Origin of the sequence: Microvirga sp. Mcv34 (assembly GCF_024519725.1) — a bacterium.
Classification (GTDB): domain Bacteria; phylum Pseudomonadota; class Alphaproteobacteria; order Rhizobiales; family Beijerinckiaceae; genus Microvirga.
In genome coordinates this window covers 1-24,566 of the sequence record NZ_JALJRK010000015.1, presented here as the reverse complement: position 1 = coordinate 24,566, position 24,566 = coordinate 1, and the positions used below count along the sequence as shown (strand labels likewise).

At 65.8% G+C, this 24,566-nt stretch carries 23 protein-coding genes and 2 pseudogenes; 22 read left to right on the top strand and 3 right to left on the bottom strand.

All coding sequences use genetic code 11. The annotated features are described in order from the left end of the window. Positions 1–18: 18 nt before the first annotated feature. The 7 genes from OC446_RS10585 to OC446_RS10555 all read left to right on the top strand — a co-directional run bounded on the left by OC446_RS10585 (position 19) and on the right by OC446_RS10555 (position 6,889). A complete protein-coding gene (locus OC446_RS10585; RefSeq protein WP_262028989.1) occupies positions 19–1,536 on the top strand; it encodes a UxaA family hydrolase in 1,518 nt (505 codons plus the stop codon). A gap of 688 nt (positions 1,537–2,224) precedes the next feature. Further along, positions 2,225–2,686, top strand: coding sequence for a Tat pathway signal protein (locus OC446_RS10580; RefSeq protein ID WP_262028988.1), 462 nt, complete (start codon positions 2,225–2,227; stop codon positions 2,684–2,686). 22 nt (positions 2,687–2,708) lie between these two features. Then, the gene (locus OC446_RS10575) at positions 2,709–3,383 is read left to right on the top strand and encodes a MotA/TolQ/ExbB proton channel family protein (RefSeq protein WP_262029045.1); all 675 of its coding nucleotides are present in this window, start codon (positions 2,709–2,711) and stop codon (positions 3,381–3,383) included. Further along, positions 3,383–3,829 carry an ExbD/TolR family protein gene (locus OC446_RS10570; protein WP_262028987.1) on the top strand — a complete coding sequence of 149 codons (447 nt, stop codon included), beginning with the start codon at positions 3,383–3,385 and terminating at the stop codon, positions 3,827–3,829. Before OC446_RS10575 ends, OC446_RS10570 begins: the two co-directional genes overlap by 1 nt. Positions 3,830–3,844: 15 nt before the next feature. Beyond that, positions 3,845–4,717 (top strand): TonB family protein, encoded by an 873-nt coding sequence (locus OC446_RS10565; RefSeq protein WP_262028986.1) that lies wholly within the window; start codon positions 3,845–3,847, stop codon positions 4,715–4,717. A 248-nt stretch (positions 4,718–4,965) separates the two neighbouring features. Beyond that, the gene (locus tag OC446_RS10560; protein WP_262028985.1) at positions 4,966–6,567 is read left to right on the top strand and encodes an FAD-dependent oxidoreductase; all 1,602 of its coding nucleotides are present in this window, start codon (positions 4,966–4,968) and stop codon (positions 6,565–6,567) included. Positions 6,568–6,670: 103 nt separating this feature from the next. Beyond that, positions 6,671–6,889: a DUF2783 domain-containing protein gene (locus OC446_RS10555; RefSeq protein WP_262028984.1), complete on the top strand. Its 219-nt coding sequence runs from the start codon at positions 6,671–6,673 to the stop codon at positions 6,887–6,889. Positions 6,890–7,019: 130 nt separating this feature from the next. Here the strand turns inward: OC446_RS10555 and OC446_RS10550 are convergent, their stop codons facing one another. Next, complete coding sequence (locus tag OC446_RS10550) at positions 7,020–7,892, bottom strand: MurR/RpiR family transcriptional regulator (RefSeq protein WP_262028983.1); 873 nt, start codon at positions 7,890–7,892, stop codon at positions 7,020–7,022. A gap of 102 nt (positions 7,893–7,994) precedes the next feature. Here OC446_RS10550 and OC446_RS10545 point away from each other — a divergent pair, with 102 nt between their 5' ends. The 7 genes from OC446_RS10545 to OC446_RS10515 all read left to right on the top strand — a co-directional run bounded on the left by OC446_RS10545 (position 7,995) and on the right by OC446_RS10515 (position 15,939). After that, the gene (locus OC446_RS10545) at positions 7,995–9,605 is read left to right on the top strand and encodes an ABC transporter substrate-binding protein (protein ID WP_262028982.1); all 1,611 of its coding nucleotides are present in this window, start codon (positions 7,995–7,997) and stop codon (positions 9,603–9,605) included. Between the two features lie 42 nt (positions 9,606–9,647). Then, a complete protein-coding gene (locus OC446_RS10540; protein WP_262028981.1) occupies positions 9,648–10,625 on the top strand; it encodes an ABC transporter permease in 978 nt (325 codons plus the stop codon). Continuing rightward, positions 10,622–11,530 carry an ABC transporter permease gene (locus OC446_RS10535; protein WP_262028980.1) on the top strand — a complete coding sequence of 303 codons (909 nt, stop codon included), beginning with the start codon at positions 10,622–10,624 and terminating at the stop codon, positions 11,528–11,530. Before OC446_RS10540 ends, OC446_RS10535 begins: the two co-directional genes overlap by 4 nt. Next, on the top strand, positions 11,527–12,510 hold the full coding sequence (locus OC446_RS10530; protein WP_262028979.1) for an ABC transporter ATP-binding protein: 984 nt from the start codon (positions 11,527–11,529) through the stop codon (positions 12,508–12,510). The genes OC446_RS10535 and OC446_RS10530 overlap by 4 nt, the downstream gene beginning before the upstream one ends. Then, positions 12,507–13,511, top strand: a complete 1,005-nt coding sequence (locus tag OC446_RS10525; protein WP_262028978.1) for an ABC transporter ATP-binding protein — start codon at positions 12,507–12,509, stop codon at positions 13,509–13,511. Before OC446_RS10530 ends, OC446_RS10525 begins: the two co-directional genes overlap by 4 nt. Continuing rightward, positions 13,508–14,380: an alpha/beta hydrolase-fold protein gene (locus tag OC446_RS10520; protein ID WP_262028977.1), complete on the top strand. Its 873-nt coding sequence runs from the start codon at positions 13,508–13,510 to the stop codon at positions 14,378–14,380. Before OC446_RS10525 ends, OC446_RS10520 begins: the two co-directional genes overlap by 4 nt. Positions 14,381–14,520: 140 nt before the next feature. Then, the gene (locus OC446_RS10515) at positions 14,521–15,939 is read left to right on the top strand and encodes a M20 family metallopeptidase (RefSeq protein WP_262028976.1); all 1,419 of its coding nucleotides are present in this window, start codon (positions 14,521–14,523) and stop codon (positions 15,937–15,939) included. A gap of 155 nt (positions 15,940–16,094) precedes the next feature. Here OC446_RS10515 and OC446_RS10510 read toward each other — a convergent pair. Beyond that, positions 16,095–16,255 (bottom strand): annotated as a pseudogene (locus tag OC446_RS10510) (IS6 family transposase); the annotation flags it as partial. A gap of 34 nt (positions 16,256–16,289) precedes the next feature. Further along, entirely contained in the window at positions 16,290–16,769 is a 480-nt protein-coding gene (locus tag OC446_RS10505; protein ID WP_262028975.1) for an Lrp/AsnC family transcriptional regulator, read from the bottom strand. A 63-nt stretch (positions 16,770–16,832) separates the two neighbouring features. Between OC446_RS10505 and OC446_RS10500 the strand changes: the two genes are divergently transcribed. The 8 genes and pseudogenes from OC446_RS10500 to OC446_RS30845 all read left to right on the top strand — a co-directional run. Continuing rightward, positions 16,833–18,293: a PLP-dependent aminotransferase family protein gene (locus OC446_RS10500; protein ID WP_262028974.1), complete on the top strand. Its 1,461-nt coding sequence runs from the start codon at positions 16,833–16,835 to the stop codon at positions 18,291–18,293. 269 nt (positions 18,294–18,562) lie between these two features. Next, complete coding sequence (eutB, locus tag OC446_RS10495) at positions 18,563–19,561, top strand: hydroxyectoine utilization dehydratase EutB (protein WP_262028973.1); 999 nt, start codon at positions 18,563–18,565, stop codon at positions 19,559–19,561. Further along, positions 19,558–20,571, top strand: coding sequence for an ectoine utilization protein EutC (gene eutC / locus OC446_RS10490; RefSeq protein WP_262028972.1), 1,014 nt, complete (start codon positions 19,558–19,560; stop codon positions 20,569–20,571). The genes eutB and eutC overlap by 4 nt, the downstream gene beginning before the upstream one ends. Then, positions 20,568–21,749: an ectoine hydrolase DoeA gene (gene doeA / locus OC446_RS10485; RefSeq protein WP_262028971.1), complete on the top strand. Its 1,182-nt coding sequence runs from the start codon at positions 20,568–20,570 to the stop codon at positions 21,747–21,749. The genes eutC and doeA overlap by 4 nt, the downstream gene beginning before the upstream one ends. A gap of 5 nt (positions 21,750–21,754) precedes the next feature. After that, positions 21,755–22,765, top strand: a complete 1,011-nt coding sequence (doeB, locus tag OC446_RS10480) for a N(2)-acetyl-L-2,4-diaminobutanoate deacetylase DoeB (protein ID WP_262029044.1) — start codon at positions 21,755–21,757, stop codon at positions 22,763–22,765. A 78-nt stretch (positions 22,766–22,843) separates the two neighbouring features. Then, complete coding sequence (gene ehuB / locus OC446_RS10475; protein WP_262028970.1) at positions 22,844–23,695, top strand: ectoine/hydroxyectoine ABC transporter substrate-binding protein EhuB; 852 nt, start codon at positions 22,844–22,846, stop codon at positions 23,693–23,695. A 77-nt stretch (positions 23,696–23,772) separates the two neighbouring features. Beyond that, entirely contained in the window at positions 23,773–24,438 is a 666-nt protein-coding gene (ehuC, locus tag OC446_RS10470; RefSeq protein WP_262028969.1) for an ectoine/hydroxyectoine ABC transporter permease subunit EhuC, read from the top strand. Next, a pseudogene (locus OC446_RS30845) lies at positions 24,435–24,566 on the top strand (ectoine/hydroxyectoine ABC transporter permease subunit EhuD); the annotation flags it as partial. The gene ehuC and the pseudogene OC446_RS30845, both read left to right, overlap by 4 nt.

Genomic DNA, 24,566 nt, shown 5'->3' with positions numbered 1-24,566 from the left:
CCGACTTACGAGATATTCATGAGCACGCCCCGCACCATCCGCCTCTCGCCCGATGACAACGTGGTCATCGCCATCGACCTCGTGAACCAGGGCGCCGAGGCGGCGGGCCTGACGGCCCGCGAGCGCATCCTGCGGGGCCACAAGATGGCCGCGGAGCCGATCCGCGAAGGCGAGCCGATCCGCAAGTTCGGCCAGATCATCGGCTTCGCCAAGACCCACATCGCACCGGGCGAATGGGTGCACGAGCACAATGTCGGCCTGCACGATTTCGAGCGCGATTATGCGTTCGGCGTCGAGGCCAGGGAGGACGACCTGCTGGCGCCAGACCTGCGCGCCACCTTCCAGGGCTATCGCCGCGCCTCGGGCAGAACCGGTACGCGCAACTATATCGGGATCCTCACCTCGGTGAACTGCTCGGCCTCCGTGGCGCGCTTCGCGGCGGCCGAGGTGGAGCGTTCCGGTCTCCTGCGGGATTATCCCGGCATCGACGGCGTCGTGGCCATCGTGCACGGCACCGGTTGCGGGCACGCGGCCTACGGCGAAGGTTTCGACATCCTGCGCCGCACGCAATGGGGCTACGCGAGCCATCCGAACTTCGCCGGCGTGATCATGGTCGGGCTCGGCTGCGAGGTGTTCCAGATCGGCCGCATGAAGCAGGAATACGGCCTGACCGAAAGCGAGACGTTCCGCACCCTCACCATTCAGGAAACGGGCGGCACCCGCCGGACCGTGCAGGCCATCGTCGATGCGGTGAAGGACATGCTGCCCATCGCCGCCAGGGCACAGCGCGAGACGCGTCCCGCATCCGAGCTGGTGCTCGCGCTCCAGTGCGGCGGCTCCGACGGCTATTCCGCCTTGACGGCGAACCCGGCCCTCGGCGTCGCGTCCGACCTGCTGGTGCGCCATGGCGGGACGTCGATCCTGTCCGAGACGCCCGAGATCTACGGCGCGGAGCATCTGCTCACCCGGCGCGCCGCCACGCGGGAGATCGGCGAGAAGCTCATCGCGCGGATCAGGTGGTGGGAGGATTACACGGCTCGCAACGGCGGCGAGATGAACAACAATCCCTCGCCCGGCAACAAGGCCGGTGGATTGACGACGATCCTCGAGAAGTCGTTGGGCGCGGCTGCGAAAGGCGGGCGCTCCACGCTGCGCGCCGTCTACGAATATGCCGAGCCGGTGAAGGACCACGGCTTCGTCTACATGGACACGCCGGGCTACGATCCCGTCGCGGCGACCGGCCAGGTGGCGGGCGGGGCGAACCTGATCGCCTTTACCACGGGCCGCGGCTCGGCCTTCGGCTGCAAGCCGGTGCCGTCGTTGAAGCTCGCGACGAATTCCGACATCTACCGCCGCATGCTCGACGACATGGACATCAATTGCGGCGACATCCTCGACGGCGTCTCGCTCGAGGACAAGGGCCGGGAGATCTTCGACATCCTCCTGCGCGTCGCATCCGGCGAGCACACGAAGTCGGAGGAACTCGGCTACGGCGACCTCGAATTCGTGCCCTGGCAGGTCGGCGCGACCATGTGATCGCGCAGACATCGAGCCGCGCCGTTAACGGCCTGTTAACCATGTCGCCGTCATAGTCTTCATGCCGGTCCGCTTGGCGCATCATGCGGAAAAGTGGATCCGGTTTTCCGCTCGAACGATGCGCCAGCCAAGAGTTGGAGCGTCGGATGGATCCCAAAAGTGCAAGTCCACTTTTGGGTCCGATGCTCTAGCGGAAAGGCTCTCTCCCAAAAGCGACCGGGGCGCGGATGTACCGCCTCGCTCGCTTTGGGATGCAGGCCGCAGCAAGCATTGCCCCTGCTCTCACCCGAACACGAAATAGGCCGCGCCAAGCACCGCCAGCGCACCGACGAAGGCGTAGGGGTACCAAGTCGGATAGGGCTTGTCGTGACCGTCGTAGCTCAAGCGGAATCTCCCGGGTAAGAAGCACGTCCCGTCTTCCTCAGGCATCATGGTATTTTCGTGAAATCCGCTCGGCGCTCGTGGCCTTTCAACCGGCAATGTCGCGACGCCGCTCGAGAAAAATTACTTTGAAGCTCTTTTAAGGAAGCGGATTCCGTCCCGATCTCAAGGCCGTAGCGGGTCTTTTAGAACGCCTCTGATTTTCCTATAACCCCTTGATTTATCTACGTTCTTTCAGATACTTCATCGGCCTCCCGGAAGAATTCCGGGTTCGGGACATCCGGCCGACACGAAGGAGAACGCGTTCATGGGCACGAGCACCTGGAATGATCCCGGCCATGCGTCCGGCAGCATCCTCGCCTGCCTGGCCCTGCTCCTGCCTTTCGGCGGAACGGCTCTCGCCGAGGACAAGGCGTCGGATCCCCTGCGCATCGAGCTGAACCGGATCGAAGCCTCGGGCGACAATTGCCGGACCTATTTCCTCATCGACAACCAGAAGGGCGAAGGCTGGACCTCCCTGAAGCTCGACCTGTTCGCCCTCGACACCGAGGGCGTGGCGGCCAAGCGGCTCGCCGTGGAAGTCGGCCCGGTGCCGCGCCGCAAGACCCTGATCAAGCTGTTCGATTTTCCTGGCCTCGCCTGCACACGCGTCGGGCGCGTTCTTCTCAACGACGTCCTGACCTGCGAGGGCGCGAGCGCCGCGCGGGAGGAATGCCTGTCCGCCATCGAGACGGCCTCGAAGGTCGATTCCGTATCCTTCGTGAAGTGAGATCGCCATCGTGAACGAGATCATGCCCGCGGCCACGCACGACATGTCATTCCTCGGCCTGTTCCTGCAGGCCGATCCGATCGTCAAGAGCGTGATGATCCTGCTCGTCCTGGCGTCGCTCGGCTGCTGGACCATCGTGTTCGAGAAACTCCTGCGCCTCGGCAGCCTGCGTCGCCAAGCGCGCGCGTTCGAGGCCGCGGCGCGCTCGGGCGACAGGCTCTCGCCGCAGATGGCGGGCGCGACCGGGCGCATCGTCGGCGCGGGCCACGAAGCCTGGCGCGACCAGGACGCCTCCGAGAGCCGAGCCGAGCGGCGTGAGCGCATCGAGCGCGCCATGCGGGCCGCGCTCTCGGCCGACATGCGGCAACTCCAGGTCGGCCTGCCGTTCCTCGCCACCATCGGGTCGGCCGCGCCCTTCATCGGTTTGTTCGGCACGGTCTGGGGCATCATGAACTCGTTCTCGGCCATCGCGGCGAGCCAGGACACGAGCCTGTCCGTCGTCGCGCCCGGCATCGCGGAAGCCCTCTTCGCCACGGCCATCGGACTCGTCGCCGCCATCCCGGCCGTGATCGCCTACAACAAGCTCACGACCGATCTCGGCCGCCTGCAGCAATCGTTCGTGGCCGGCATCACGGCGCTCGGCGACCGCCTGGCGCGCGACCGCAAGTCTCCCCTGCGCGCGGAGGCGGCGGAATAATGGGAATGGGCCCCATCCAGCCGCAGGACACGGACGACGCGTTCGGCGCCGCCCCCCTGTCGGAGATCAACGTCACGCCCCTCGTGGACGTGATGCTCGTCCTGCTCATCATCTTCATGGTGGCCGCGCCCCTCATGACCGTGGGCGTGCCCGTGCAACTGCCGAAGACGGCGGCACCGAAAGTCTCGCAGCCGAAGCAGCCGGTGGTGGTCACCATTGACGCGCAGGGGCAGCCCTTCCTCGACAAGGAGCCGCTGACGCCCGACACCATGATGCCGCGTCTGCGGGCGCTCGCGAGCGCGGATCCTGGTCAGGTCGTGCTCGTGCGCGGCGACAAGGCTGTTCCCTATGGCCGCGTCATCGAGATCATGGGTCAGATCAATGCGGCGGGATTCGGCCGGGTCTCGCTGATCGCCCAGGCCCCGGGCGGGTCGGGTTCGCCCTAGGTCACACGCCATCCGATGTCCATTCAAAGCCTAAGATCGCCCCAGGAGCCGAGCCGGCTCGGCCTTGCCTTCGCGACGGCGCTCATCCTGCATGGCGCCGCCTTCACGGCTGTGACCTTCTGGCCGCGCGACAAGGCCGATGCGCCCGGCGAGCAGGAGATCACCATCGACCTGGCTCCCGCCCTGGAAGAGCTCGTCTCGGTGGCGCCGTCGCTCGAACCAGCGCCGGAGGTGTCGCCCGTCGAGACGCAGACGCAGCCGATGGAAGCGGAAACCGTCGAGGAGCAGCCGCCTGAGGAGATCGCCGAAGCCCAGCCTCAGGACGCGACCGAAGCGCTCCTGGTCGAGGCCGTTCCGGTCGAACAGGAAACAGCCACGACGGACACGGTCATCCTTCCGCCGCCGGAGACGGTGGTCGCCAAGCCCCTCGACGAAAAGCCTGTTCCCAAGCCCGAGAAGAAGCCACCGCCGAAGCCGGCCGAGCGCAAGCTGCCTCCGCGCCGGACTTTGGCCGAGCCGAAGCCGCTGCCCTCCGATGCTCGCCAGGGGCAGGCCTCCGCGTCGCGCGAGAACATGGGCGGCCAGGCGGCTGCGGCTGATCCGACCGCGCGCAACCGCTACCTCGCGAGCCTCGTGGCGTTCCTGCGCCATCGCCTGCGCTATCCGGATGTCGCGCGCAGCCAGGGCATCACCGGCATCGCCACCGTGCGGTTCACCATGGACCGGTCGGGCCGCATCGTCGGCGCATCCCTCGTGCGCAGCGCAGGACACGCGGCGCTCGACCAGGCGGCGCTGGCCGCCGCGAGCCCCGGCTCCTCCCTGCCGCCGATCCCGGACTTCATTCCGCAATCGACCTTCACCGTGCCGCTGCGCTTCAACCTGCGTTGAGCCCAAGCTCGGCTTCTGCGCCGAACTTGACGGTTACAATCTCAAGGCTGACCCTGTGCGTCAGCAGCGCAAACATCCGTCGGCAGCAGAAGGCCGATGGCAAGAACGGCGCGGAACGACAGGGAGAATCGTCATGGCCGAAAGGCGTATGCCTTGATCCGTCCCCTCTGTGCTACGGCCACGGGCCAAACCCACTCCGGCATGATCGACGACCGCACCCGCCTGATCGTCGACGCACAGGCCACGCCATGAACACTCGCAGGATTCTCTACCAGTTCGGTTATCGCCGCTGCGCCGACCAGGATCACCCCTCCCCCGCCCGTCATCCCGTGATCGTCGTCGGCGCGGGCCCGGTCGGGCTGTGCACCGCCATCGACCTGGCGCAGCGCGGCATCCCGGTGGTGCTGCTCGATGACGCGGACCGGATCGGCGAAGGCTCGCGCGGCATCTGCTACGCCAAGCGCACCCTCGAGATCCTCGACCGGCTCGGCGTCGCCGATCCCTGCCTGGAAAGAGGCGTCACCTGGAAGCTCGGCAAGGTGTTCCAGCGCGACGAACAGCTCTACGCCTTCGACCTGCTGCCCGAGGACGGGCATAAGATGCCGGCCTTCATCAACCTGCAGCAATATTATCTCGAACACGCACTCGTGGAGCGCGCCGCCGAACTGCCGCATCTCGAGATCCGCTGGCGCAACAAGGTCAGCGCCCTCAAGCGCCGCAACGACGGTGTGACGCTCACCATCGAGACGCCCGAGGGCTCCTACGATCTCGATGCCGATTGGGTGGTGGCGGCCGACGGCGCACGCTCGGCCCTGCGCGGCATGCTCGGGCTCGATTTCAGGGGCGAGGTCTTCGAGGACCGCTTCCTGATCGCCGACGTGAAGATGAAGGGCGACTTTCCGCCCGAGCGCTGGTTCTGGTTCGATCCGCCCTTCCACGACGGCCGCTCGGCACTTCTCCACAAGCAACCGGACGACGTGTGGCGCATCGACCTGCAGCTCGGCCCCGATGCCGACGCGACGGCCGAGCAGGCGCCCGAGCGCGTGATCCCGCGCATCCGCCAGATGCTCGGACACGACGCGTTCACGCTCGAATGGGTGTCAGTCTACACGTTCCAGTGCCGGCGCCTGGAGCGCTTCGTGCATGGCCGCGTGGTCTTCGCCGGCGACGCCGCCCATCAGGTCTCGCCCTTCGGCGCGCGCGGCGCCAATTCCGGGATCCAGGATGCGGAGAACCTCGCCTGGAAGCTCGCGTTCGTGATCGGAGGCGAAGCGCCCGAGAGCCTGATCGACACCTATGATGCCGAACGCTCGGCCGCCGCCGACGAGAATATCGGCCATTCCACCCGCTCGACGGATTTCATCGCGCCGCGCTCGGCGCAGGAACTGCGCTTCCGCGATGCGGTGCTCGCCCTCGCGCGCCATGCGCCCTTCGCCAAGCGCATGGTGAATTCCGGCAGGCTGTCGATGCCGTCGACCTACGAGACATCGCTGTCCACGCCCGATGAGGATGACTGGTCTGGCTCCGCCCGTCTCGGTGCGCCCGTGCCCGATGCCCCTATGCGCACAGTCAGCGGCGAGCCGATCTGGCTGCTCGAAGCCCTGGGCAGCGAGGAGACGCTGATCCACGTGCCCAACGGCAGCCCTCCGCCGTCCGGCAAGCACGTTATCGTCATCGGTCATGATCTGATCGATCCGGAAGGATTCTTCACCCGACGTTTCGACGCGACGCCTGGCAGCACCTATCTCGTCCGTCCGGATCAGCACCTCGCGGCGCGCTGGCGCCACACGACGGCGGAAGCAATCGCGCGCGCCTCGAACCGCATGAAGAATCTTGAGCATCGGACGTGAACTCGAGTGCACATCCGATGCTCTCATTTTTTGTTTTTACCGCATCTGTTCACGCAAAACCGGTTCCCACTTTTGCGTTCGATGCTTTGGATGAGAAACCCGCATGAGCGCCCTCGTGACCGAAAGCCGCTTCCCCGATCCGGATCGCGCCTACCGGGCGCTGATCGAAGCGCATCGCGGATTGTCGGACGAACAGAGCGCCGCGCTCAATTCGTCCCTCGTGCTGATTCTTGCCAACCACATCGGCGACCCGGCCGTGTTTCAGGAAGCGCTTGCGCTCGCAAAACAGAGTCTCGAACAGACACGATCGGCACCGGGCTAGAGCATCGTGCGGAAAAGTGGATCCGGTTTTCCGCCCGAACGATGCTCTCATTGATGGACGAAGCATCGGATTGAATCCCAAAAGTGCAAGTCCACTTTTGGGATTCAATCCGATGCTGTAGGACGGCTCTTCACTGATAGAAAGTCCAGAGGAGATTCTCGCTGAGCTCCTTCAGAGCCTCGACGGCATCGGGCCGTTCGCGGGCCACAGCGGCCACGATGGCGTCCGCAAGCGCGAAGGCGGCGGTCGGCGAGTTCGGCAGCAGCCTATTCCGCGCCGGCGCGAAGAGGGTGATGTCCGCGATGGGAACGAGCGGCGAACTCGGCCCGTCCGTCAAGACCATGACTATCGCCCCGCGATTCTTGGCGAGCTTCGCCAGATCAACGGTGCCACGCGAATAACGCGGAAGGGAGATGGCGAGCACGAGATCCTCCGGCCCCACATTCATCAGGTGCCGGACGGCTTTCTCGGCCCCGCCACGGGACGAGGCGAAGATCACGTTCGCATCGAGATAGAGCGTCAATCCTTCGTCGAGATGAGCCGCCACATGGTGGCTCGCGCCGGACCCGACGATGAAGATCCGGCGGGCGCGCAGCAGGACGTCCATGGCGCGGGTGCAGGTTTGCTCGTCGACGGCCGCGAGGGTCTCGTCGAGATTGGCCGCCTGGTCCTTGAGGGCCGTCACGAAAGTCGAGAAGGCGGAGCTTTTCGTGCTGTGGGCATCGGCGAAACTATCCACGGGAGCCATGGCCAGTCGCAGAGCTTCGGAGAGCGCCGCCCGGAACTCGCTGTAGCCGGCGTAATTGAGCGCGCGGACGAAACGCGTCACCGTCGCCGTCGAGGCGCCGCTGCGTTCCGCGAAGCCCTCGATCGTCATCGTGGCCGTCTCGAGAGGGTTCTGCAGCACGAAGTCCGCCGCGCGCCGGTGCGCTTCGCTGAGCGACGCGTAAACGAGCGCGATCCGGTGAGCCAGATCCGTCGTCGGCTTCAGAACTTGAGACACGCGCGCTCCCGACTGGTTGACGTCAGAAAATTTTCATGATTTTTAATCTGAGAAAATAAATCTGTCAAAAGGCAGCCACCAAGGGAACCGGAGAGACACTCAATGTGCCGTCCACTCATATTCGCTTTCGTCGCCAGCACCTGCCTGCTCAGCGCTCCCGCATGGGCCCAGTCGCTCAAGATCGCGCTCAGCTCGGAGCCGACCGCGATCGACCCACATTATCACGATCTGACGCCGAACAACGCCCTCGCGGCTCATATCTTCGACGGATTGACCAAGCAGGACGAGAATCAGAAAGTCCTACCCAATCTCGCAACGTCCTGGGAGAACGACGGCCAGAACCGTTGGACGTTCAAGCTCCGCCAGGGCGTGACCTTCTCCAACGGCCAGCCCTTCACGGCTGACGACGTGATCTTCAGCTTCTGCCGCACCCTGAAGAACGAGACGGCAATCGCGGGCTCGTTTGCCGACATCACGGGCAACTTCACGGCCGTCGAGGCGCCGGATCCGCAAACCATCGTCATCACCACGAAAGCGCCGGATCCGCTGCTGCCGAACTTCCTGTCCGGCCTCGCCATCCTGAGTTCGTCCGTTCTTCCGCATGACAAGCTGACCTTTGATGTCGCGAAGAACTGCGGCGTCACCGGAGCATGGCCCGTCGTCGGAGACTTCAACGACGGCAAGCTCGCCATCGGCACCGGCCCCTACAAGTTCAAGAGCTACACGAAGGGAACGAGCGTCGAGCTCGAGCGCAACGACAAGTACTGGGGCCCGGCGGAGCCCTGGGCCAACGTGACCTTCGTGCCGGTCCCCAATGCCGGTCCGCGCCTCGCAGGCCTGCTCGCCGGCGACTACGACGTGATCGAGAACCCGGCCGCGCGCGACGTCGCCCGCATCAAGGACGACAAGCGTTTCGGCCACGTGATCACGCCCTCGACCCGCGTCATCTACTTCCAGCTCGACGTGGAGCGTGAGCCGAGCCCGTTCGTGAAGGCCGAGAACGGCAAGAACCCGCTGAAGGATCCGCGCGTGCGCAAGGCGATGTCACTCGCCATCGACCGCGACGCCATCATCAAGCGCATCATGGACGGCGCCGCCGAGCCGGCCTACCAGTTCCTGCCCAACGGCATGTTCGGAGCGCTGGCGAACCCGCCGAAGATCGCCTACGATCCGGCCGCGGCCAAGAAGCTCCTGGCGGAGGCCGGCTATCCCAACGGCTTCCAGCTCACGCTCTCGACCACCAACGACCGCTACATCAACGACAGCCAGATCACCCAGGCCGTCGCCCAATACCTGACGCAGGTCGGGATCCGCTCCGAAGTGGACGCGATGGCCCGCGCCATCTACTTCCCGCGCCGCTCCAAGAAGGAGTTCAGCGTGGCTCTCGGCGGCTGGGGCTCCACGAGCGGCGAGGCCTCGTCCTTCCTGCGCCAGTGGCCCGCGACGCCTGACGAGGCGAAGACCATCGGCGGCTCGAACTATGGCGGCTACCACGATGCTGAATTCGACAAGCTGATCCGCACCGCCATCGTCACCCTCGACGACGCGAAGCGGGCGGAGATCCTCCAGCAGGCCGGGACGAAGGTTATCGAAGGCGGCGCGTTCATCCCGCTGCATTTCGAGAGCACCATCTGGGCCTACAAGGCGAACCTGAACTACGTCGGCCGCGCGGACCAGTTCACCATGGCCATGCAGGTCAAGCCCGCGAAGTAAGCAAGCCATGAACGAAGCCGCGAGCAGATCGGAACGCCTGACATGACGGCCTACATCCTGCAACGTCTGATCCAGAGCGTCCTGGTTCTGCTCGCGGTTTCCGTCGTGGTCTTCCTCGCCGTCTACGGCATCGGAGACCCGATCGAACTCCTGGTCCCGCCGCAGGTCAGTGCCGCCGAACGCACGGCCATGATCCAGCGCCTCGGACTCGATCTGCCCATCTGGCAGCAATATCTCGGCTTCCTGGGCAAGGCCCTGAAAGGCGATCTCGGAGTCTCCTTCGTTCACGGCGTTCCGGCGGTCGATCTGATCGTGGCACGGTTGCCGGCCACCTTCGAACTCGTCCTCCTGGCCATGGGCTTCGCCGCCCTCATCGGCATTCCGCTCGGCCTCCTGGCCGGCCTCAACCCCGAGAGCCGTCCGAGCCGCGCCATCATGGCTGGGACGATCCTCGGCTTCTCCCTTCCGAGCTTCTGGAAGGGCATGATGCTCATCCTGCTCTTCAGCGTCTTCCTCGGCTGGCTGCCGACGGCGGGACGCGGCGAGACGGTGTCCGTCTTCGGCATTCCGACGAGCCTGCTGACGCTCGACGGCCTGAAGCATCTCGCCCTGCCGGCCCTGAACCTCGCCATCCCGAACATGGCCCTGATGATCCGCCTCGTGGCGGCGGGCACCACGGAGGCGATGACTCAGGATTACGTTAAGTATGCCCGCGCCAAGGGCGTGCGCCGCAAGCGCATCGTCGGGCGGCACGTGCTGCGCAACATCCTCATTCCCGTCGTGACGGTCGCCGGCATGGAATTCGGCAGCCTCGTGGCCTTCTCGACCATCACCGAGACCGTGTTCGCCTGGCCGGGCATGGGCAAGCTCCTCATCGACAGCATCTACCAGCTCGACCGCCCCGTCGTGGTCGCCTATGTGATGCTCGCAACACTCCTCTTCGTCGCCGTGAACTTCCTCGTCGACATCCTCTACGCGGCGCTCGATCCCCGCGTGAAGCTGACGGGAGAAATGGCATGATCGCTTCGAAGACGGCGCCCGTGGCGGCCGACGCCGATACGGCGCTGCGCCAGAAAGTCCTGCGCCGGATCAAGAGCCGCCCGACGACGCGCGGCGCGATCATCCTTCTCGGGCTCCTCCTCCTGCTCGCGCTGCTCGCGCCCTTCATCGCGCCGCAGAACCCGCACGACCTCGCGTCGCTGAGCGTGATGGACAACCGCCTGGAGCCCGGCGCGCAGGGCATGACCGGCATCACCTACTGGCTCGGCACCGACGCGCAGGGCCGCGATATGCTCAGCGCCATCCTCTACGGCCTGCGCACCAGCCTGCTCGTCGGCCTGACCTCCACCGCGGGCGCGCTCGCCATCGGGGTTCTCGCCGGACTCGTCGCGGCCCAGTTCGGCGGCGCCGCCGACGCGGCGATCATGCGCGTCGTCGATTTCATGCTCGGCTTCCCGTCGATCCTGATCGCCCTCGTACTTCTTGCCTCCATCGGGCGCGGCGTCGACAAGGTGATCATCGCCATCATCCTGGTGCAATGGGCGCAATATGCCCGCCTGATGCGCGCCGCGGCGCTCGTCGAGCGGCGTAAGGAATATATCGAGGCGGCTGTCAATTTCGGCCTGCCGACGCGCCACATCATGCTGGCCCATCTCCTGCCGAACTCCATCAGCTCGGTCCTCGTCGTCTCGACGATCAGCATCGCGAGTGCCATCACGCTCGAAGCCACCCTGTCGTTCCTCGGCGTCGGCGTTCCGGTCACACAGCCCTCCCTCGGGCTCCTGATCGCCAACGGTTTCGAATTCCTGCTCTCGGGCGAATACTGGATCGCGGCTTTCCCGGGCATTGCCCTCGTGCTCCTGATCATGTCGCTCAACCTCGTGGGCGAGCGCCTGCGCCGAAGCTTCAACGTGAGGGGCCAATGACCTCCCCGCTGCTCGAAGTTCGCGGCCTGCGAACAGTCTTCCACGATCTCGCCGGTGCATGGCCCGCCGTCGACGGCGTCGATCTCGTCGTGCAGCCCGGCGAGATCGTGGGCCTCGTCGGCGAGTCCGGCTCGGGGAAGTCTGTCACCGGCTTCTCCCTGGTCCAGCTGATCGACGCGCCCGGCGAGATCGTTGCCGGCGACGTCCTGTTCAAGGGAGAGGATCTCCGCACGGCGACCGACGAGCGCCTGCGGCATCTGCGCGGCGACCGCATCGCGATGATCTTCCAGGATCCGCTGATGACCCTCAACCCGGTCCTCACCATCGGCGAGCAGATGTGCGAGGCCATCCTGGAGCACCGCTCCTGCAGCCGGCAGGACGCCCTGGCGGAGGCGTCGCGGGCCCTGTCCCGGGTCGGCATTTCGTCCCCGGACGCGCGCCTGAAGCAGTATCCTCACGAGTTCTCCGGCGGCATGCGCCAGCGCGTCGCCATCGCGACGGCGCTCCTGAACAGGCCCGACCTGATCATCGCCGACGAGCCGACAACGGCGCTCGACGTCACGATCCAGAGCCAGATCCTGTTCGAGGTCCAGAAGCTCAGTCGCGAGACCGGCACGGCGGTCCTCTGGATCACGCACGATCTCGCCGTCGTGGCCGAGCTCGCCGACCGGGTCGCCGTCATGTATGCGGGGCGGATCGTCGAGACGGGAACCGTCGACGACGTGCTCGACCGCCCCCGCCATCCCTACACGCTCGGCCTGCTCGGCTCCTCGGCCGCGACGGTCGTCCCCGGCGAGCGTCTGAAGCAGATCAACGGAGCGGCGCCCAGCATCGATGCGCGCCCGAGCGGATGCCCGTTCCGTCCGCGATGCGAGCGCGCCCTGCCCGTCTGCGCGCAGATCGATCCCCCGCCGCAGGTCATGAGCAACGGGCAGAGCTATCGCTGCCACAACCCCGTGCCCGAAGGCGCTGCCCTATGACCGAACCCTTCTTCGAGCTGCGCGGCGTCAAGAAATACTTCCGCGGCAAGTCGACCTTCGCGCAGCGCCTTCTCGCCACGATCGGGAGCGCGCCACCGCCGCCCGTGCTGAAGGCGGTGGACGGTGTCGATCTCACCGTGAAGCGCGGAGAGGTGCTCGGCCTCGTCGGCGAATCCGGCTGCGGCAAGTCCACGCTGGCGCGCGCCGCCACCGGGATCACCAAGCCCAGCGCCGGCGACATCGTTTACGAGGGCCGGCGCGTCGCCGAGCTGCGCGGCAAGGACCGGCTGGATTATCTCCTCAAGGTCCAGATGGTGTTCCAGGACCCCTATGCCTCGCTCAATCCGCGGATGCCTGTGCGCAAGATCGTCGGGGAAGCCCTGCGGGTTCACGGTCTCCTGCCGAAGCATGAGATCGACGCGGCCGTCGACAAGGCCCTGACCGAGGTCGGCCTCGATGTCGCCTATCGCAACCGCTATCCGCATCAGTTCTCCGGCGGCCAGCGCCAGCGCATCGGTATCGCCCGCGCGCTCGCAGTGAAGCCGGGCTTCCTGGTCTGCGACGAGCCGGTCTCCGCGCTCGACGTCTCGATCCAGGCGCAGGTCATCAACCTGTTCATGGACATCCGCGAGAAGCACGGGCTGACCTATCTGTTCGTCAGCCATGACCTGGGAGTCGTGCGGCACATCAGCGACCGGGTCGCGATCATGTATCTCGGGCGCATCGTGGAGATCGGACCGGCCTCCGAGGTCTTCGCCGCGCCGGCCCATCCCTACAGCGCGGCCCTCATCGCGGCGAGCCCTTCGACGGAACGGCGCAAGCGCGCGTTCCAGCCGCTCAAGGGTGAGCTCCCTTCCCCTCTGGCGCCGCCCGGCGGCTGCCCGTTCCACCCTCGCTGCGAGCACGCGATGGCGAAATGCCGTGACGTTCGCCCGGTCCTGAAAGAAATCGCACCAGGACGCAGCGCAGCCTGCCATCTCCACACTTCGGACAACACATGACGACAATCACTCTTAGCCCCGAGATCGGACGCAGCACGCTCCCCTTCGTCGATCCGCACCACCCCGACCGGAAGATCGAGGTGAACGTCTACCGCCCAGCCGATCACGGCCCCGACGATCCAGTCGTCATCGTCCAGCACGGCATGCTCCGCAACGGCGACGAATATCGGGATTTCTGGATTCCGGCCGCCGAGAAGCACCGCATCCTGATTGCAGCGCCGACTTTTTCCGATACGTATTTTCCAGGCGCGGAATCGTACAATAACGGCCTCGTCGTCGAGGACGGGGGAAGCATAAGCCCCGTCGAGAAGTGGCTCTATGCCGTACCGGCCCGCGTCTTCGCGGCCCTGCAGAAAGGCGGCGTAACGCGCCGCTCCAAGGCGCGGCTCTTCGGCCATTCCGCCGGCGGGCAATTCGCACATCGGATGCTCGCGACTCAGGATCATGAATCGTTCGAAGCGGTCATCGCCGGCAATCCCGGCTGGTACACCTTGCCGACCTTGGAGCGCAGCTTCCCTGAAGGGCTCGGTGGCCTCGGCCTCGATGAGAACAGTCTGGCGCGCTGGTTCGCCTATCCCATGCACATCTTCGCGGGCGATCAGGATATCAGCACCGACGACCCGAACCTGCCGGCCCAGGCCGAGGCCCTGCGACAGGGGCCGCATCGCTACGGGCGTGCACAATTCATGTACGATTTCGCGCGCCGCGAAGCTGAGCGCCTTGGACTTCCCTTCCATTGGAAACTGATCCGCGTCGAAGGCGTGGGACATGACGGCGCCGCCATGTCGCGCGCGGCCGCCGCCTATTGGTTCGAGGGGCGCATTCCACCGGCTGAAGAGCTGATCACCGCCGAAGTGGGCGCCCTCTAACGCATTCTGCGGTGAACTGGATCCGGTTCACCGTCGACGAAGACGGCAACCCAAGGAAGAGAGATGATTTCGCGCAAGTGGAAGCATCTCCTTTCAGGCATCGCATCGACGACCGCGCACGACCGATTCTGGAGCAAGACATGAACGTTCGAAACGAGATCTGGCAGCATGTGGATGCCGCCAAGGACCGCCTCATTGCCCTGAGCGACCGCGTCTGGGGCATGCCGGAGGTTTGCTACACGGAAGTGCGCTCGTCCGCCGAGCATGCCGCGGAACTGCGGCAGCAGGGTTTTCGCGTCACCGAGGGTGTGGCCGACATTCCGACCGCAGTCATCGGCGAAGCCGGTGAGGACGGCCCGGTCATCGCGTTCCTCGGCGAATACGACGCCCTTCCGGGACTGAGCCAGGAATCCGGCGTCGCGGAGCATCGCCCCGTCGAGCCCGGCGGCCATGGACACGGGTGCGGGCACAACCTTCTCGGCTCTGGCGCCATGCTGGCCGCCGTCGCGTTGAAGAACTGGCTGGCGGAGAAGGGCATTCCGGGTCGCGTCCGGTACTACGGCTGCCCGGCCGAGGAAGGTGGCGCCGCCAAGGCCTTCATGGTGCGCGCCGGCGCCTTCGACGATGTCGACATCGCGATCTCATGGCATCCCTACAGCTTCTGGGAAGTCGCGCCGGCCCTGTCGCTCGCCAACACCCGCGCCGATTTCGCCTTCACGGGCCGCGCGGCTCACGCCGCCGCGGCGCCGCACCTGGGACGCAGCGCCCTCGATGCCGTCGAGTTGATGAATGTCGGCGTGAACTACATGCGCGAGCACATGCCCTCCGATGCGCGCGTGCATTACGCTCTCCTCGACACAGGCGGCATCGCGCCGAACGTGGTGCAGGCCTATGCCCGCGTGCGCTATTCGATCCGCGCCATGGACCTTCAGGGTATGCTCGACCTCGTCGAGCGTGTGCACAAGATCGCCCAGGGTGCCGCGCTGATGACGGAGACCAGCGTCGAGATGCGGATCGTCAGCGCCGTCTCGAACACGCTCGGGAACACGCCGCTCGAACAGGCCCTGCACAACGCCATGGAGGAGCTCGGCGCGCCGCCCTTCGACGAGGCCGACCGCGACTTCGCCCGCAAGATCCGCGCCACGCTGTCGGACCAGGAGATTGCGTCCGTCTATCGCGCCATCGGTCAGCCGAAGACCGATGCACCTCTCGCGGATTTCCTGACCCCGCTCGATTCGCCGCGCAAGCCCATGATCGGTTCTACCGATATCGGCGACGTGAGCTGGGTGGTGCCCACTGTTCAGGCTCATGCGCCGACTGTGGCGATCGGCACGCCGTTTCACACGTGGCAGGTGGTGGCCCAGGGCAAGATGCCGACGGCGCACAAGGCGATGGTGCATGTGGCCAAGGCGATGGCCGCCACCGGCATGGCCGCGATCACCGACCCGTCCCTCATGGCCGCCGCCAAGGCCGATCTCGCGGAGAGGACGCGGGAAACGCCGTATGTGAGCCCGCTGCGCGAGGGCGTTGAGCCGCCGCTGGACATGTCGCGCGGCTAGAATATGTTTCGGTGAAGCGGATCCGCTTCACCGAAAAATGCGCCTCGGCAAAGACGAGAGGCTGTTATGGATCTTGGTTGAGGTCATAGCCGTTGGGACGAGATGGCCTCAACTCGCAACCCTCATCTCTCCGATGAGGATTAAGCGCTGGGGGCCCAACGCGTGAAGGCCCGAGCGCGGGACCGGCGACGATCAGCGGCGTTAGAGTTCCCAGGACGGCGGAAGCGGTTGGTAATCTGATCATCCACTGAAAGAAAGCGCTGGGCCTGTCCGGTCGATTTGAAGCGTTCATGATCCGCTCGCGCCTCCGGGCCGGCTAGCGGCTGTATCAAGACGCTTCTTGAGCTCGTTCAGAGCGCATTCTCGATGACGATGCTCGATAAAGGGTCCGAACTCTTGACGTTCTTTGTTATCACGTAAGTAAAGTATCGTTCGATCCCAAGATCGAGCCGCAGCAGCTTGTCGATCAATCTCTGATAGGCATCGATGTCCTCAGACACGATCTTAAGAATATAGTCCACACCGCCGCCGGTGGCGTCGCAGGAGACGATGGCGGGCTCCTTGAGGATCGCTTCCTCGAAGCGATTGAAGTCCGATTGCTGATGGCTCCTCAGAGTGATCTCGACGAGGACGGCGGTCCGGCGCAGAAACCTGTCCGTGTTGATGCGCGCCGTATAGCCGGCGATCACGCCGCTCTTCTCAAGGCGGCTCAGGCGTTCCCAGCACGCCGTGGGAGACAGATTGACGATTTCAGCGAGCCGGAGCTTGGTCATCCGGCCATCCGCCTGCAGGGCTGCCAGGATCTTCAAGTCGATTTTGTCGAGTTTCATGGCTATCTCGAAGGTCCAGCACAATATAAAGCTTTATCCATTACAATCGTTCGAGACAATCCCATGCGCGAGCTGCCTCGCCCCCGCGACCGCCAAGAGGCCTCCATCCGCCCGGAGGAGGCACAGATCGCCGACTGGTATCCCTCGCTGACCAAACGGAAGGGTGTCACGAAGCACAAGCTCCTGACGGAGCGGATCATCGCGGATATCGATGCGGACATCCTGCCGGCCCATGCTCGGATGCCGACGCACCGGGATCTTGCCCGGCGGCTTGGGGTGTCCGTGCAGACCGTGAGCCTCAGCTATCAGGAGGCCGAGCGGCGCGGCTATCTCCGGGGTGAGGTCGGGCGAGGGACCTTCGTGCGCAGCCGGGTCACGGAACGGGCCGACCGGTTCATGCTCGATCAGGACCCTGGCGAGACTGTGGATCTCTCCATCGTCCGGGCAATCTACACTGAAGCGCACGAAGACGCCTCTCGCACGATCATGCGACACCTGGCCCAGAGCGACAACAGCGCCTTCATGCGTCCCTGCCGCCCGATTGCCGGGCTGGAGCGCCATCGGGCCGCGGCCCAGGCCTGGCTGAAAGGCCTCGGCGTCGAGGCCGGGAAGGATCGCATTCTGATCACGAACGGGGCCGCCCACGGCCTCTTCCTGGCGGTCGCGGCCATCGTCCAGCCCGGCGATGTCGTCCTCACCGAGAACCTGACGGACCATGGCATCATCGGCCTCGCCAATGTGCTGGGCTTCACCCTGAGGGGCCTTCCGACCGACCGCGAGGGCATTCTCCCGGACGCCTTCGAGGAGGCCTGCGCGGCCGGCGGGGTGAGCGCCCTCGTGCTCATCCCAACTTTGGGCAACCCGACCAGCCACGTAATGGGACCCGGGCGGCGGCAGGCCATCGCCGAGATTGCACGACGCTATGGCATCCATGTGGTGGAGGATGAAGTCTACAAGCCGCTCCTGGACGCGCCGCTCCCATCCTTTGCCGCGCTGCTGCCGGATCTCGGCTTTTTCGTCACCAGCTTCACCAAGACGGTCCTGACAGGGCTGCGGGTCGGGTATCTCGTGGTGCCGCCGCAATATTCGATCCGGGTCGCGAGCATCATGCGCGTCACGAGCTGGAGCGCCACGAACCTGCCCGCCGAGATCGCGACCCTGTGGGTCGAGGACGGCACGGCCCTGAACCTGGTCGAGCTGCAGCGCCGGGAGGTGCGGGCGCGCCAGGCCATCGTGTCGGAGGTCCTCGGAGCCCACATTGCCGGGTCCCACCCCCTGTCCCTGTGCGCCTGGCTGCGAGTGCCGCCGCGCTGGACGGAGGACGGGCTCGTACGGATGCTGGCCCAGAAGAACATCGCCGTCACGCCGTCCGACCCGTTCATGGCGGGAGCGGACGGAACGGGTGGCATCCGCATCTGCATCGGCGGCCGCCTGTCGCACGCGACCCTGGCCCGCTCGCTGCGGACGATCGCGGAAACCTTCGACCAGTTGCCGCCGGTCTTCGACACCAGTTCCATTGCGTAAGATTGGCAGAGATCCGGCAGGAGCTGCCAGTCGCGTTGGCGAAAGCAGCAGCCGTCTTCCATCCGCTAAGCCACCATGATTGTTTCATGACAATATAATGATTGACATGAAAATTGGTGCATCCCACCATCGCCTTGTCCTAACGGGAGGGGGTGCATGCACGCGGTTCCCACGCGAAGGCTTAGCCTCAAATCAGTTCAATCCAGCACCCGAACCGAGCGCGTGAGCGGCCGCCTTCGCGCCGGATCCGCCCCGGCGAGGCCTCGCCGATGAGCGGGATCGGGCTCGACAGGATCGCGGCGGCCCAGGAGCGGATCTCCGGCCGCGTTCGCCGCACTCAGCTGGCCCTCTCCGACAGCTTGTCCGCCCGGTGCGGTCATCCCGTTTATCTCAAGCTCGAAAGCCATCAGCCGACCGGCAGCTTCAAGCTGCGCGGCGCCACCAATGCGGTTCTGTCCCTCGGCGACGATGCGAAGAAGCGCGGCCTCGCCACCGCCTCGACGGGCAATCACGGCCGCGCCCTCGCCCATGCGGCGAAGGCGGAAGGCGCCCGGGCCGTGATCTGCATGTCCGCCCTCGTGCCCGCCAACAAGATAGACGCGGTCAAGGCTCTCGGCGCCGAGGTGCGCATCGTTGGCCGCTCGCAGGATGATGCGCAGGAAGAAGCCGAGCGTCTCGTGCGCGAGGAAGGACTGACGGCCATCCCGCCCTTTGACCACCCCGACGTGATTGCCGGACAAGGAACGATCGGGCTTGAAATCGCCGATACCCGTCCGGAGACCGAACTGGTCCTCGTGCCGCTCTCCGGCGGCGGGCTGGCGGCGGGGGTCGCCGCGGCGATCAAGGCGCGGCTTCCGCGGGCGCGCGTGATCGGGATCTCCATGGCGCGCGGCGCGGCCATGCATGAAAGCCTGCGCGCGGGAAAGCCCGTCCCGGTGGAGGAGCTGGAAACCCTGGCCGATTCCCTCGGCGGCGGAATCGGCCTGGAGAACCGCTACACCTTCGCCATGTGCCGCGATCTTCTCGACGATGTCGTGCTGCTGTCGGAGGAGGAGATCGCCGAAGGAATCCGCCATGCCTTTCATGAGGAAGGCGAGGTCGTGGAAGGGGCCGGCGCGGTCGGCATCGCGGCTCTCCTGGCCGGCAGAATCGACGTCCGGGGTCCCACAGTCGTGCTGGTCTCGGGCCGCAATATCGACGAGACCCTGCACCGACGGATCGTGAACCCCGGCGATGCGGCGCAATCCGCAGGAGCGCGAGGCCGATGACCGAGATGCTCGTCCTCACCGAACCCGATCTCCGCCGCATCGTGCGGCTCGACGCCAGCGCCGTAGCGTGCGTGGAGGACGCCTTCGCGGCGCTCGCCACAAAGCCGGTCGTCATGCCGCCCATCCTGCGCCTCGACATCGTCGAGAACCGTGGCGAGGTGGACGTGAAGACCGCCTATGTGCCCGGCCTCGACGGCTTCGCCATCAAGGTCAGCCCCGGCTTCTTCGACAACCCGAAGCTCGGCCTGCCGAGCCTCAACGGCCTCATGATCCTCCTGAGCACGAAGACCGGTCTTGTCGAGGCCCTTCTGCTCGACAACGGCTATCTCACGGACATCCGCACCGCCGCCGCCGGCGCGGTGGCGGCAAAACACCTGTCGCGCGCGGATTCTCAGGCGGCCGCCATCCTCGGCGCCGGCATCCAAGCCCGGCTTCAGCTCGAGGCGCTCACCCTCGTGCGTCCGATCAGGCGCGCGCGGATCTGGGCACGGGATGTCGCCAAGGCCGAAGCGGCCGCGCAGGATCTGACCGCGTCCCTCGGGATCGCGGTGGAAGCCGCGCGGGATCCGGAAGCCGCCTGCGAGGGCACCGACATCATCGTCACGACGACACCGGCCGAGCAGCCGATCCTGAAGGCGGCATGGCTGCGGGCGGGTCAGCACGTCACCGCCATGGGGTCCGATTCCGAGCACAAGAACGAGATCGAGCCCGCCATCCTGACGCGCGCCGCCTACATCGCCGACAGCGTGGTGCAGACGCGCCGCCTCGGCGAACTGCACCATGCGATCCGGGCCGGATTGATCCCGCCGGACCAGCCCTTTCCCTCGCTGGGACAGGTCATCGCCGGGCAGGCGCCCGGCCGCGACGATCCACAGGCCGTCACCCTGTGCGATCTCACCGGAACCGGCGTGCAGGACACCGCCATCGCCACCCTCGCCCATGCCCGCGCCCGACAGGCCGGAGCGGGCCGATCCATCAACACAAAAGAAGCATCCGGAGGCCTTTCGTGAGCGCGCCCAATCTCAATTTCAGCCGAGCCGAATACGCCGAGCGTCTCGCGAAGACCCGCAGGGCGATGGACAGAGCCGGCATCGATCTCCTCGTCGTCACCGATCCGTCCAACATGCATTGGCTGACCGGCTATGACGGCTGGTCGTTCTACGTGCATCAATGCGTGCTCGTGCCGCCGGAGGGCGAGCCGATCTGGTTCGGCCGCGGCCAGGATGCCAACGGCGCCAAGCGCACCGCCTATCTCGCCCACGACAACATCGTCGGCTATCCCGACCACTACGTTCAGTCGACCGAGCGCCACCCTATGGATTTCCTGTCCGGGATCATCGCGGAGAAGGGCTGGGACCGGGGTACCATCGCGGTCGAGATGGACAATTACTATTTCTCCGCCGCCGCCTATCTCTCCCTGGTCAAGCACCTGCCCAACGCCACGTTCAAGGATGCCCTGTCGCTCGTGAACTGGCAGCGCGCCGTCAAGAGCCCGACGGAAATCGAGTACATGAAGGTGGCGGGCCGCATCGTCGAGGCCATGCACAAGCGCATCCTCGACAAGGTCGAGCCCGGCATGCGCAAGAACGATCTCGTGGCGGAGATCTACGACGCAGGCCTGCGGGGCGTCGATGGGTTCGGCGGCGACTACGCCGCCATCGTGCCGCTTCTCCCGTCCGGCGAGGAGGCATCCGCCCCGCATCTGACCTGGGACGACAAGCCCATGCGCAGCGGCGAAGGCACGTTCTTCGAGATCGCCGGCTGCTACAAGCGCTATCACTGCCCGCTCTCGCGCACCGTCTTCCTGGGCAAGCCGACGCAGGCCTTCCTCGATGCCGAGAAGGCCGTGCTCGAAGGCATGGAGGAAGGGCTTGCGGCCGCCAAGCCGGGCAATGTCTGCGAGGACATCGCCAACGCCTTCTTCGCCGTTCTCAAGCGCTACGGCATCGTTAAGGACAACCGCACCGGCTATCCCATCGGCCTGAGCTATCCGCCGGATTGGGGCGAGCGCACCATGAGCCTGCGCCCCGGCGACAGGACCGAGCTGCAGCCGGGCATGACGTTCCATTTCATGACCGGATTGTGGCTCGAGAACATGGGCCTGGAGATCACCGAGAGCATCGTCATCACCGAAACCGGCGTCGAATGCCTCTCGAACGTGCCGCGCCAGCTCTTCGTGAAGCCATGAACGTCATGACGCCCCTCCAGCGCCCCTCCCCCATCGCGGCCAGCATCGACTTCGATGCGGACGGGGTGCAGCACGGTTTCCTGCGCCTGCCCTACAGCCGGGACGACTCCGCCTGGGGATCGGTCATGATCCCGATCACGACCGTCAAGCGCGGCGAGGGTCCGACGGCGCTGCTCACCGGCGGCAATCACGGCGACGAATACGAAGGCCCGGTGGCGCTCTTCGACCTCGCTCGGACCCTCAAGGCGGAGGCCGTGCAGGGCCGCGTCATCATCGTGCCCGCCATGAACTACCCGGCCTTTCGCGCGGGAACCCGCACGTCGCCGATCGATCGCGGCAATCTCAACCGCAGCTTTCCCGGCCGGCCGGACGGCACGGTGACCGAGAAGATCGCCGATTACTTCCAGCGCACGCTGCTGCCGCTCGCCGATATCGTGCTCGACTTCCACTCGGGCGGGCGGACCCTCGACTTCCTGCCGTATGCGGCCGCCCACGAACTGCCCGACAAGGGGCAGGAGAAGCGCTGCTTCGACGCCGTCGCGGCCTTCGGGGCGCCTTACTCCATGCGGATGATCGAGATCGACGCGGTCGGCATGTACGACACCGCCGCAGAAGAGATGGGCAAGGTTTTCGTGACCACGGAACTGTCGGGCGGCGGCACATCGTCGGCCAAGACCGTGGGCATCGCCAAACGTGGCGCGATGAACATCCTCAAGCATGCGGGCATCGTCTCCGGCGCGCCGGAGACGGGGCGGACCCGCTGGCTCGACATGCCCTCCGCCGAGTGCTTCCGCTTCGCGGAGGATGACGGCCTCGTCGAGTCCTGCGTCGATCTCGGCGATCCGGTGCGGGCGGGGGACGTGATCGCGCGCATTCATCCCGTCGGCCGGACCGGACAGGCGCCGGCCGAGTACCGGGCCGCCCTCGACGGTGTGCTCGCCGCCCGGCATTTCCCCGGGCTCGTCAAGACGGGCGACTGCCTCGCGGTGGTCGCGACCATCGAGGAGGAGACCTGACACAAAATTCCGCCAGCAAGAACGCTGCAAGCCGGATCAACCGGAGCGCGGTACCCATAACACCAGAGGAGAAGACACATGAAAAGATCGATCCGTTACGGCATGGCCGCCCTCGCTCTCGCGGCCGGCATCGGCGGGGCGCAGGCTCTGACGCTCGACGAGGTGAAGAGCGCCGGCTACATCCAGGGCGCCACGGCCAACGAAGTGCCCTACGGCTACATGAAGGAAGACGGATCGGCTGCCGGCATCGGACCCGACGTGGCCATCGCCGTGTTCAAGCGGATGGGAATCAACGAGGTGAACTGGACGGTGACGCCGTTCGGCACGCTCATCCCGGGTCTCAAGGCCCGCCGCTTCGCCTTCGCGGCGGCCGAACAGAACATTTCGCCCGAGCGCTGCAAGCAGGTGTCGTTCACCGAACCGAATTCCAGCTACGGCGAGGGACTGCTGGTGAAGAAGGGCAACCCGAAGAAGCTGACCACCTATGCGGACATCGCCAAGGATCCGTCGCTCAAGGTCGCCGTCGTGTCGGGCGCCAACAACATCGACTTCCTGCGCGCCGTCGGCGTGAAGGACAATCAGATCGTCATCATCCAGGCCAATGCCGATGCGCCGTCGACCGTGCAGTCCCGCGTGGACGCCTATGCGGCGACCGAGCTCACCGTGTCCAAGCTCGTGGAAGGCAGCCAGGGCGTGGAGCAGGTCAAGCCCTTCACGGATCCCGTCGTCGAAGGCAAGCCCGTCCGCAATTACGGCGGCTTCGCCTTCCGGCCCGAGGACAAGGAGCTTCGCGACGCCTTCAACAAGGAACTGGTCGCGTTCCGCAAGACCGAGGATTACCAGAAGATCCTCATGTCCTATGGTCTGAGCGAGGAAAGCATCAAGGCCGCCATGGCCAAGGATGTCGCCGATCTCTGCGCCGGAAAGTAACCCGCCGCATCGCTTGAACCACCCGGTCGGGGCGTTGCGCTTCGGCCGGGTGGACTATCCGAAGGGAGACGTCGACGATGACATGGATGCAATATCTCGCGCCCCTGCTGAAGGGCGCGCAGGTGACGGTGATGATCTCGCTCGCCTCGATCGTCTTCGGCGTGATCCTGGCTTTCGTCGCCGGGATCGCGCGTACGTCGAGCAACCGCTTCGTGTCGGGCCTCGCCTTCGTCTATATCGTGCTGTTTCGCGGCACGCCGCTGCTCGTGCAGCTGTTCTGGTTCTATTACGCCCTGCCGCTGGTCGGCATCTCGTTCGACCCGATCACGACCGGCATCATGACCCTGTCGCTCCTGACCGGCGCGTTCGGGGCCGAGATCGTGCGCGGAGCCCTGCTCGCCGTGCCGCCGGCCCAGCTCGAAGCCGCGCGGGCGCTGAATTTCAGCAAATCCTACACGCTCTGGCACATCGCGATGCCCCAGGCCATCATCGAGATGATGCCGCCCTTCGGCAATCTCGCCATCCAGAACCTCAAGGATACGGCGCTCGTCTCGCTGATCTCGATCGCCGACCTGACCTTCCAGGCTCAGTCGCTGCGCAACATCACCCTGAACAGCACGCGGGTCTACACCCTGACCCTGATCGGCTATTTCCTCATCGCCCTGTGCCTGATGCTCGCGGTGCGCTTCATCGAGATGAAGCTGAGGCGCGGCCCGGCCTTTCCCAGGAGCGCGCATTCATGATGTACGGATACGCCTGGGACACGTCGACCCCGCTGACCTTCGCGCTCTCGATCCTGCCGATTCTTGGGCACGGCCTGCTGGTGACCCTGCAGGCGGCGGCCGTCGGATACGCCATCGCCCTCGTGCTC

Excerpts from the sequence above, each read along its gene's own strand:
- OC446_RS10580 (WP_262028988.1), top strand. The coding sequence starts at position 2,225 with ATGGGCACGAGCACCTGGAATGATCCCGGCCATGCGTCCGGCAGCATC.
- OC446_RS10505 (WP_262028975.1), bottom strand. The coding sequence starts at position 16,769 with ATGAAACTCGACAAAATCGACTTGAAGATCCTGGCAGCCCTGCAGGCG.
- OC446_RS10540 (WP_262028981.1), top strand. The coding sequence starts at position 9,648 with ATGACGGCCTACATCCTGCAACGTCTGATCCAGAGCGTCCTGGTTCTG.
- OC446_RS10520 (WP_262028977.1), top strand. The coding sequence starts at position 13,508 with ATGACGACAATCACTCTTAGCCCCGAGATCGGACGCAGCACGCTCCCC.
- OC446_RS10545 (WP_262028982.1), top strand. The coding sequence starts at position 7,995 with ATGTGCCGTCCACTCATATTCGCTTTCGTCGCCAGCACCTGCCTGCTC.
- OC446_RS10530 (WP_262028979.1), top strand. The coding sequence starts at position 11,527 with ATGACCTCCCCGCTGCTCGAAGTTCGCGGCCTGCGAACAGTCTTCCAC.
- OC446_RS10515 (WP_262028976.1), top strand. The coding sequence starts at position 14,521 with ATGAACGTTCGAAACGAGATCTGGCAGCATGTGGATGCCGCCAAGGAC.
- OC446_RS10500 (WP_262028974.1), top strand. The coding sequence starts at position 16,833 with ATGCGCGAGCTGCCTCGCCCCCGCGACCGCCAAGAGGCCTCCATCCGC.
- OC446_RS10585 (WP_262028989.1), top strand. The coding sequence starts at position 19 with ATGAGCACGCCCCGCACCATCCGCCTCTCGCCCGATGACAACGTGGTC.
- ehuC (WP_262028969.1), top strand. The coding sequence starts at position 23,773 with ATGACATGGATGCAATATCTCGCGCCCCTGCTGAAGGGCGCGCAGGTG.
- doeB (WP_262029044.1), top strand. The coding sequence starts at position 21,755 with ATGACGCCCCTCCAGCGCCCCTCCCCCATCGCGGCCAGCATCGACTTC.
- OC446_RS10555 (WP_262028984.1), top strand. The coding sequence starts at position 6,671 with ATGAGCGCCCTCGTGACCGAAAGCCGCTTCCCCGATCCGGATCGCGCC.
- OC446_RS10560 (WP_262028985.1), top strand. The coding sequence starts at position 4,966 with ATGAACACTCGCAGGATTCTCTACCAGTTCGGTTATCGCCGCTGCGCC.
- eutC (WP_262028972.1), top strand. The coding sequence starts at position 19,558 with ATGACCGAGATGCTCGTCCTCACCGAACCCGATCTCCGCCGCATCGTG.
- OC446_RS10570 (WP_262028987.1), top strand. The coding sequence starts at position 3,383 with ATGGGAATGGGCCCCATCCAGCCGCAGGACACGGACGACGCGTTCGGC.
- eutB (WP_262028973.1), top strand. The coding sequence starts at position 18,563 with ATGAGCGGGATCGGGCTCGACAGGATCGCGGCGGCCCAGGAGCGGATC.
- OC446_RS10575 (WP_262029045.1), top strand. The coding sequence starts at position 2,709 with ATGCCCGCGGCCACGCACGACATGTCATTCCTCGGCCTGTTCCTGCAG.
- OC446_RS10565 (WP_262028986.1), top strand. The coding sequence starts at position 3,845 with ATGTCCATTCAAAGCCTAAGATCGCCCCAGGAGCCGAGCCGGCTCGGC.
- ehuB (WP_262028970.1), top strand. The coding sequence starts at position 22,844 with ATGAAAAGATCGATCCGTTACGGCATGGCCGCCCTCGCTCTCGCGGCC.
- OC446_RS10535 (WP_262028980.1), top strand. The coding sequence starts at position 10,622 with ATGATCGCTTCGAAGACGGCGCCCGTGGCGGCCGACGCCGATACGGCG.
- OC446_RS10525 (WP_262028978.1), top strand. The coding sequence starts at position 12,507 with ATGACCGAACCCTTCTTCGAGCTGCGCGGCGTCAAGAAATACTTCCGC.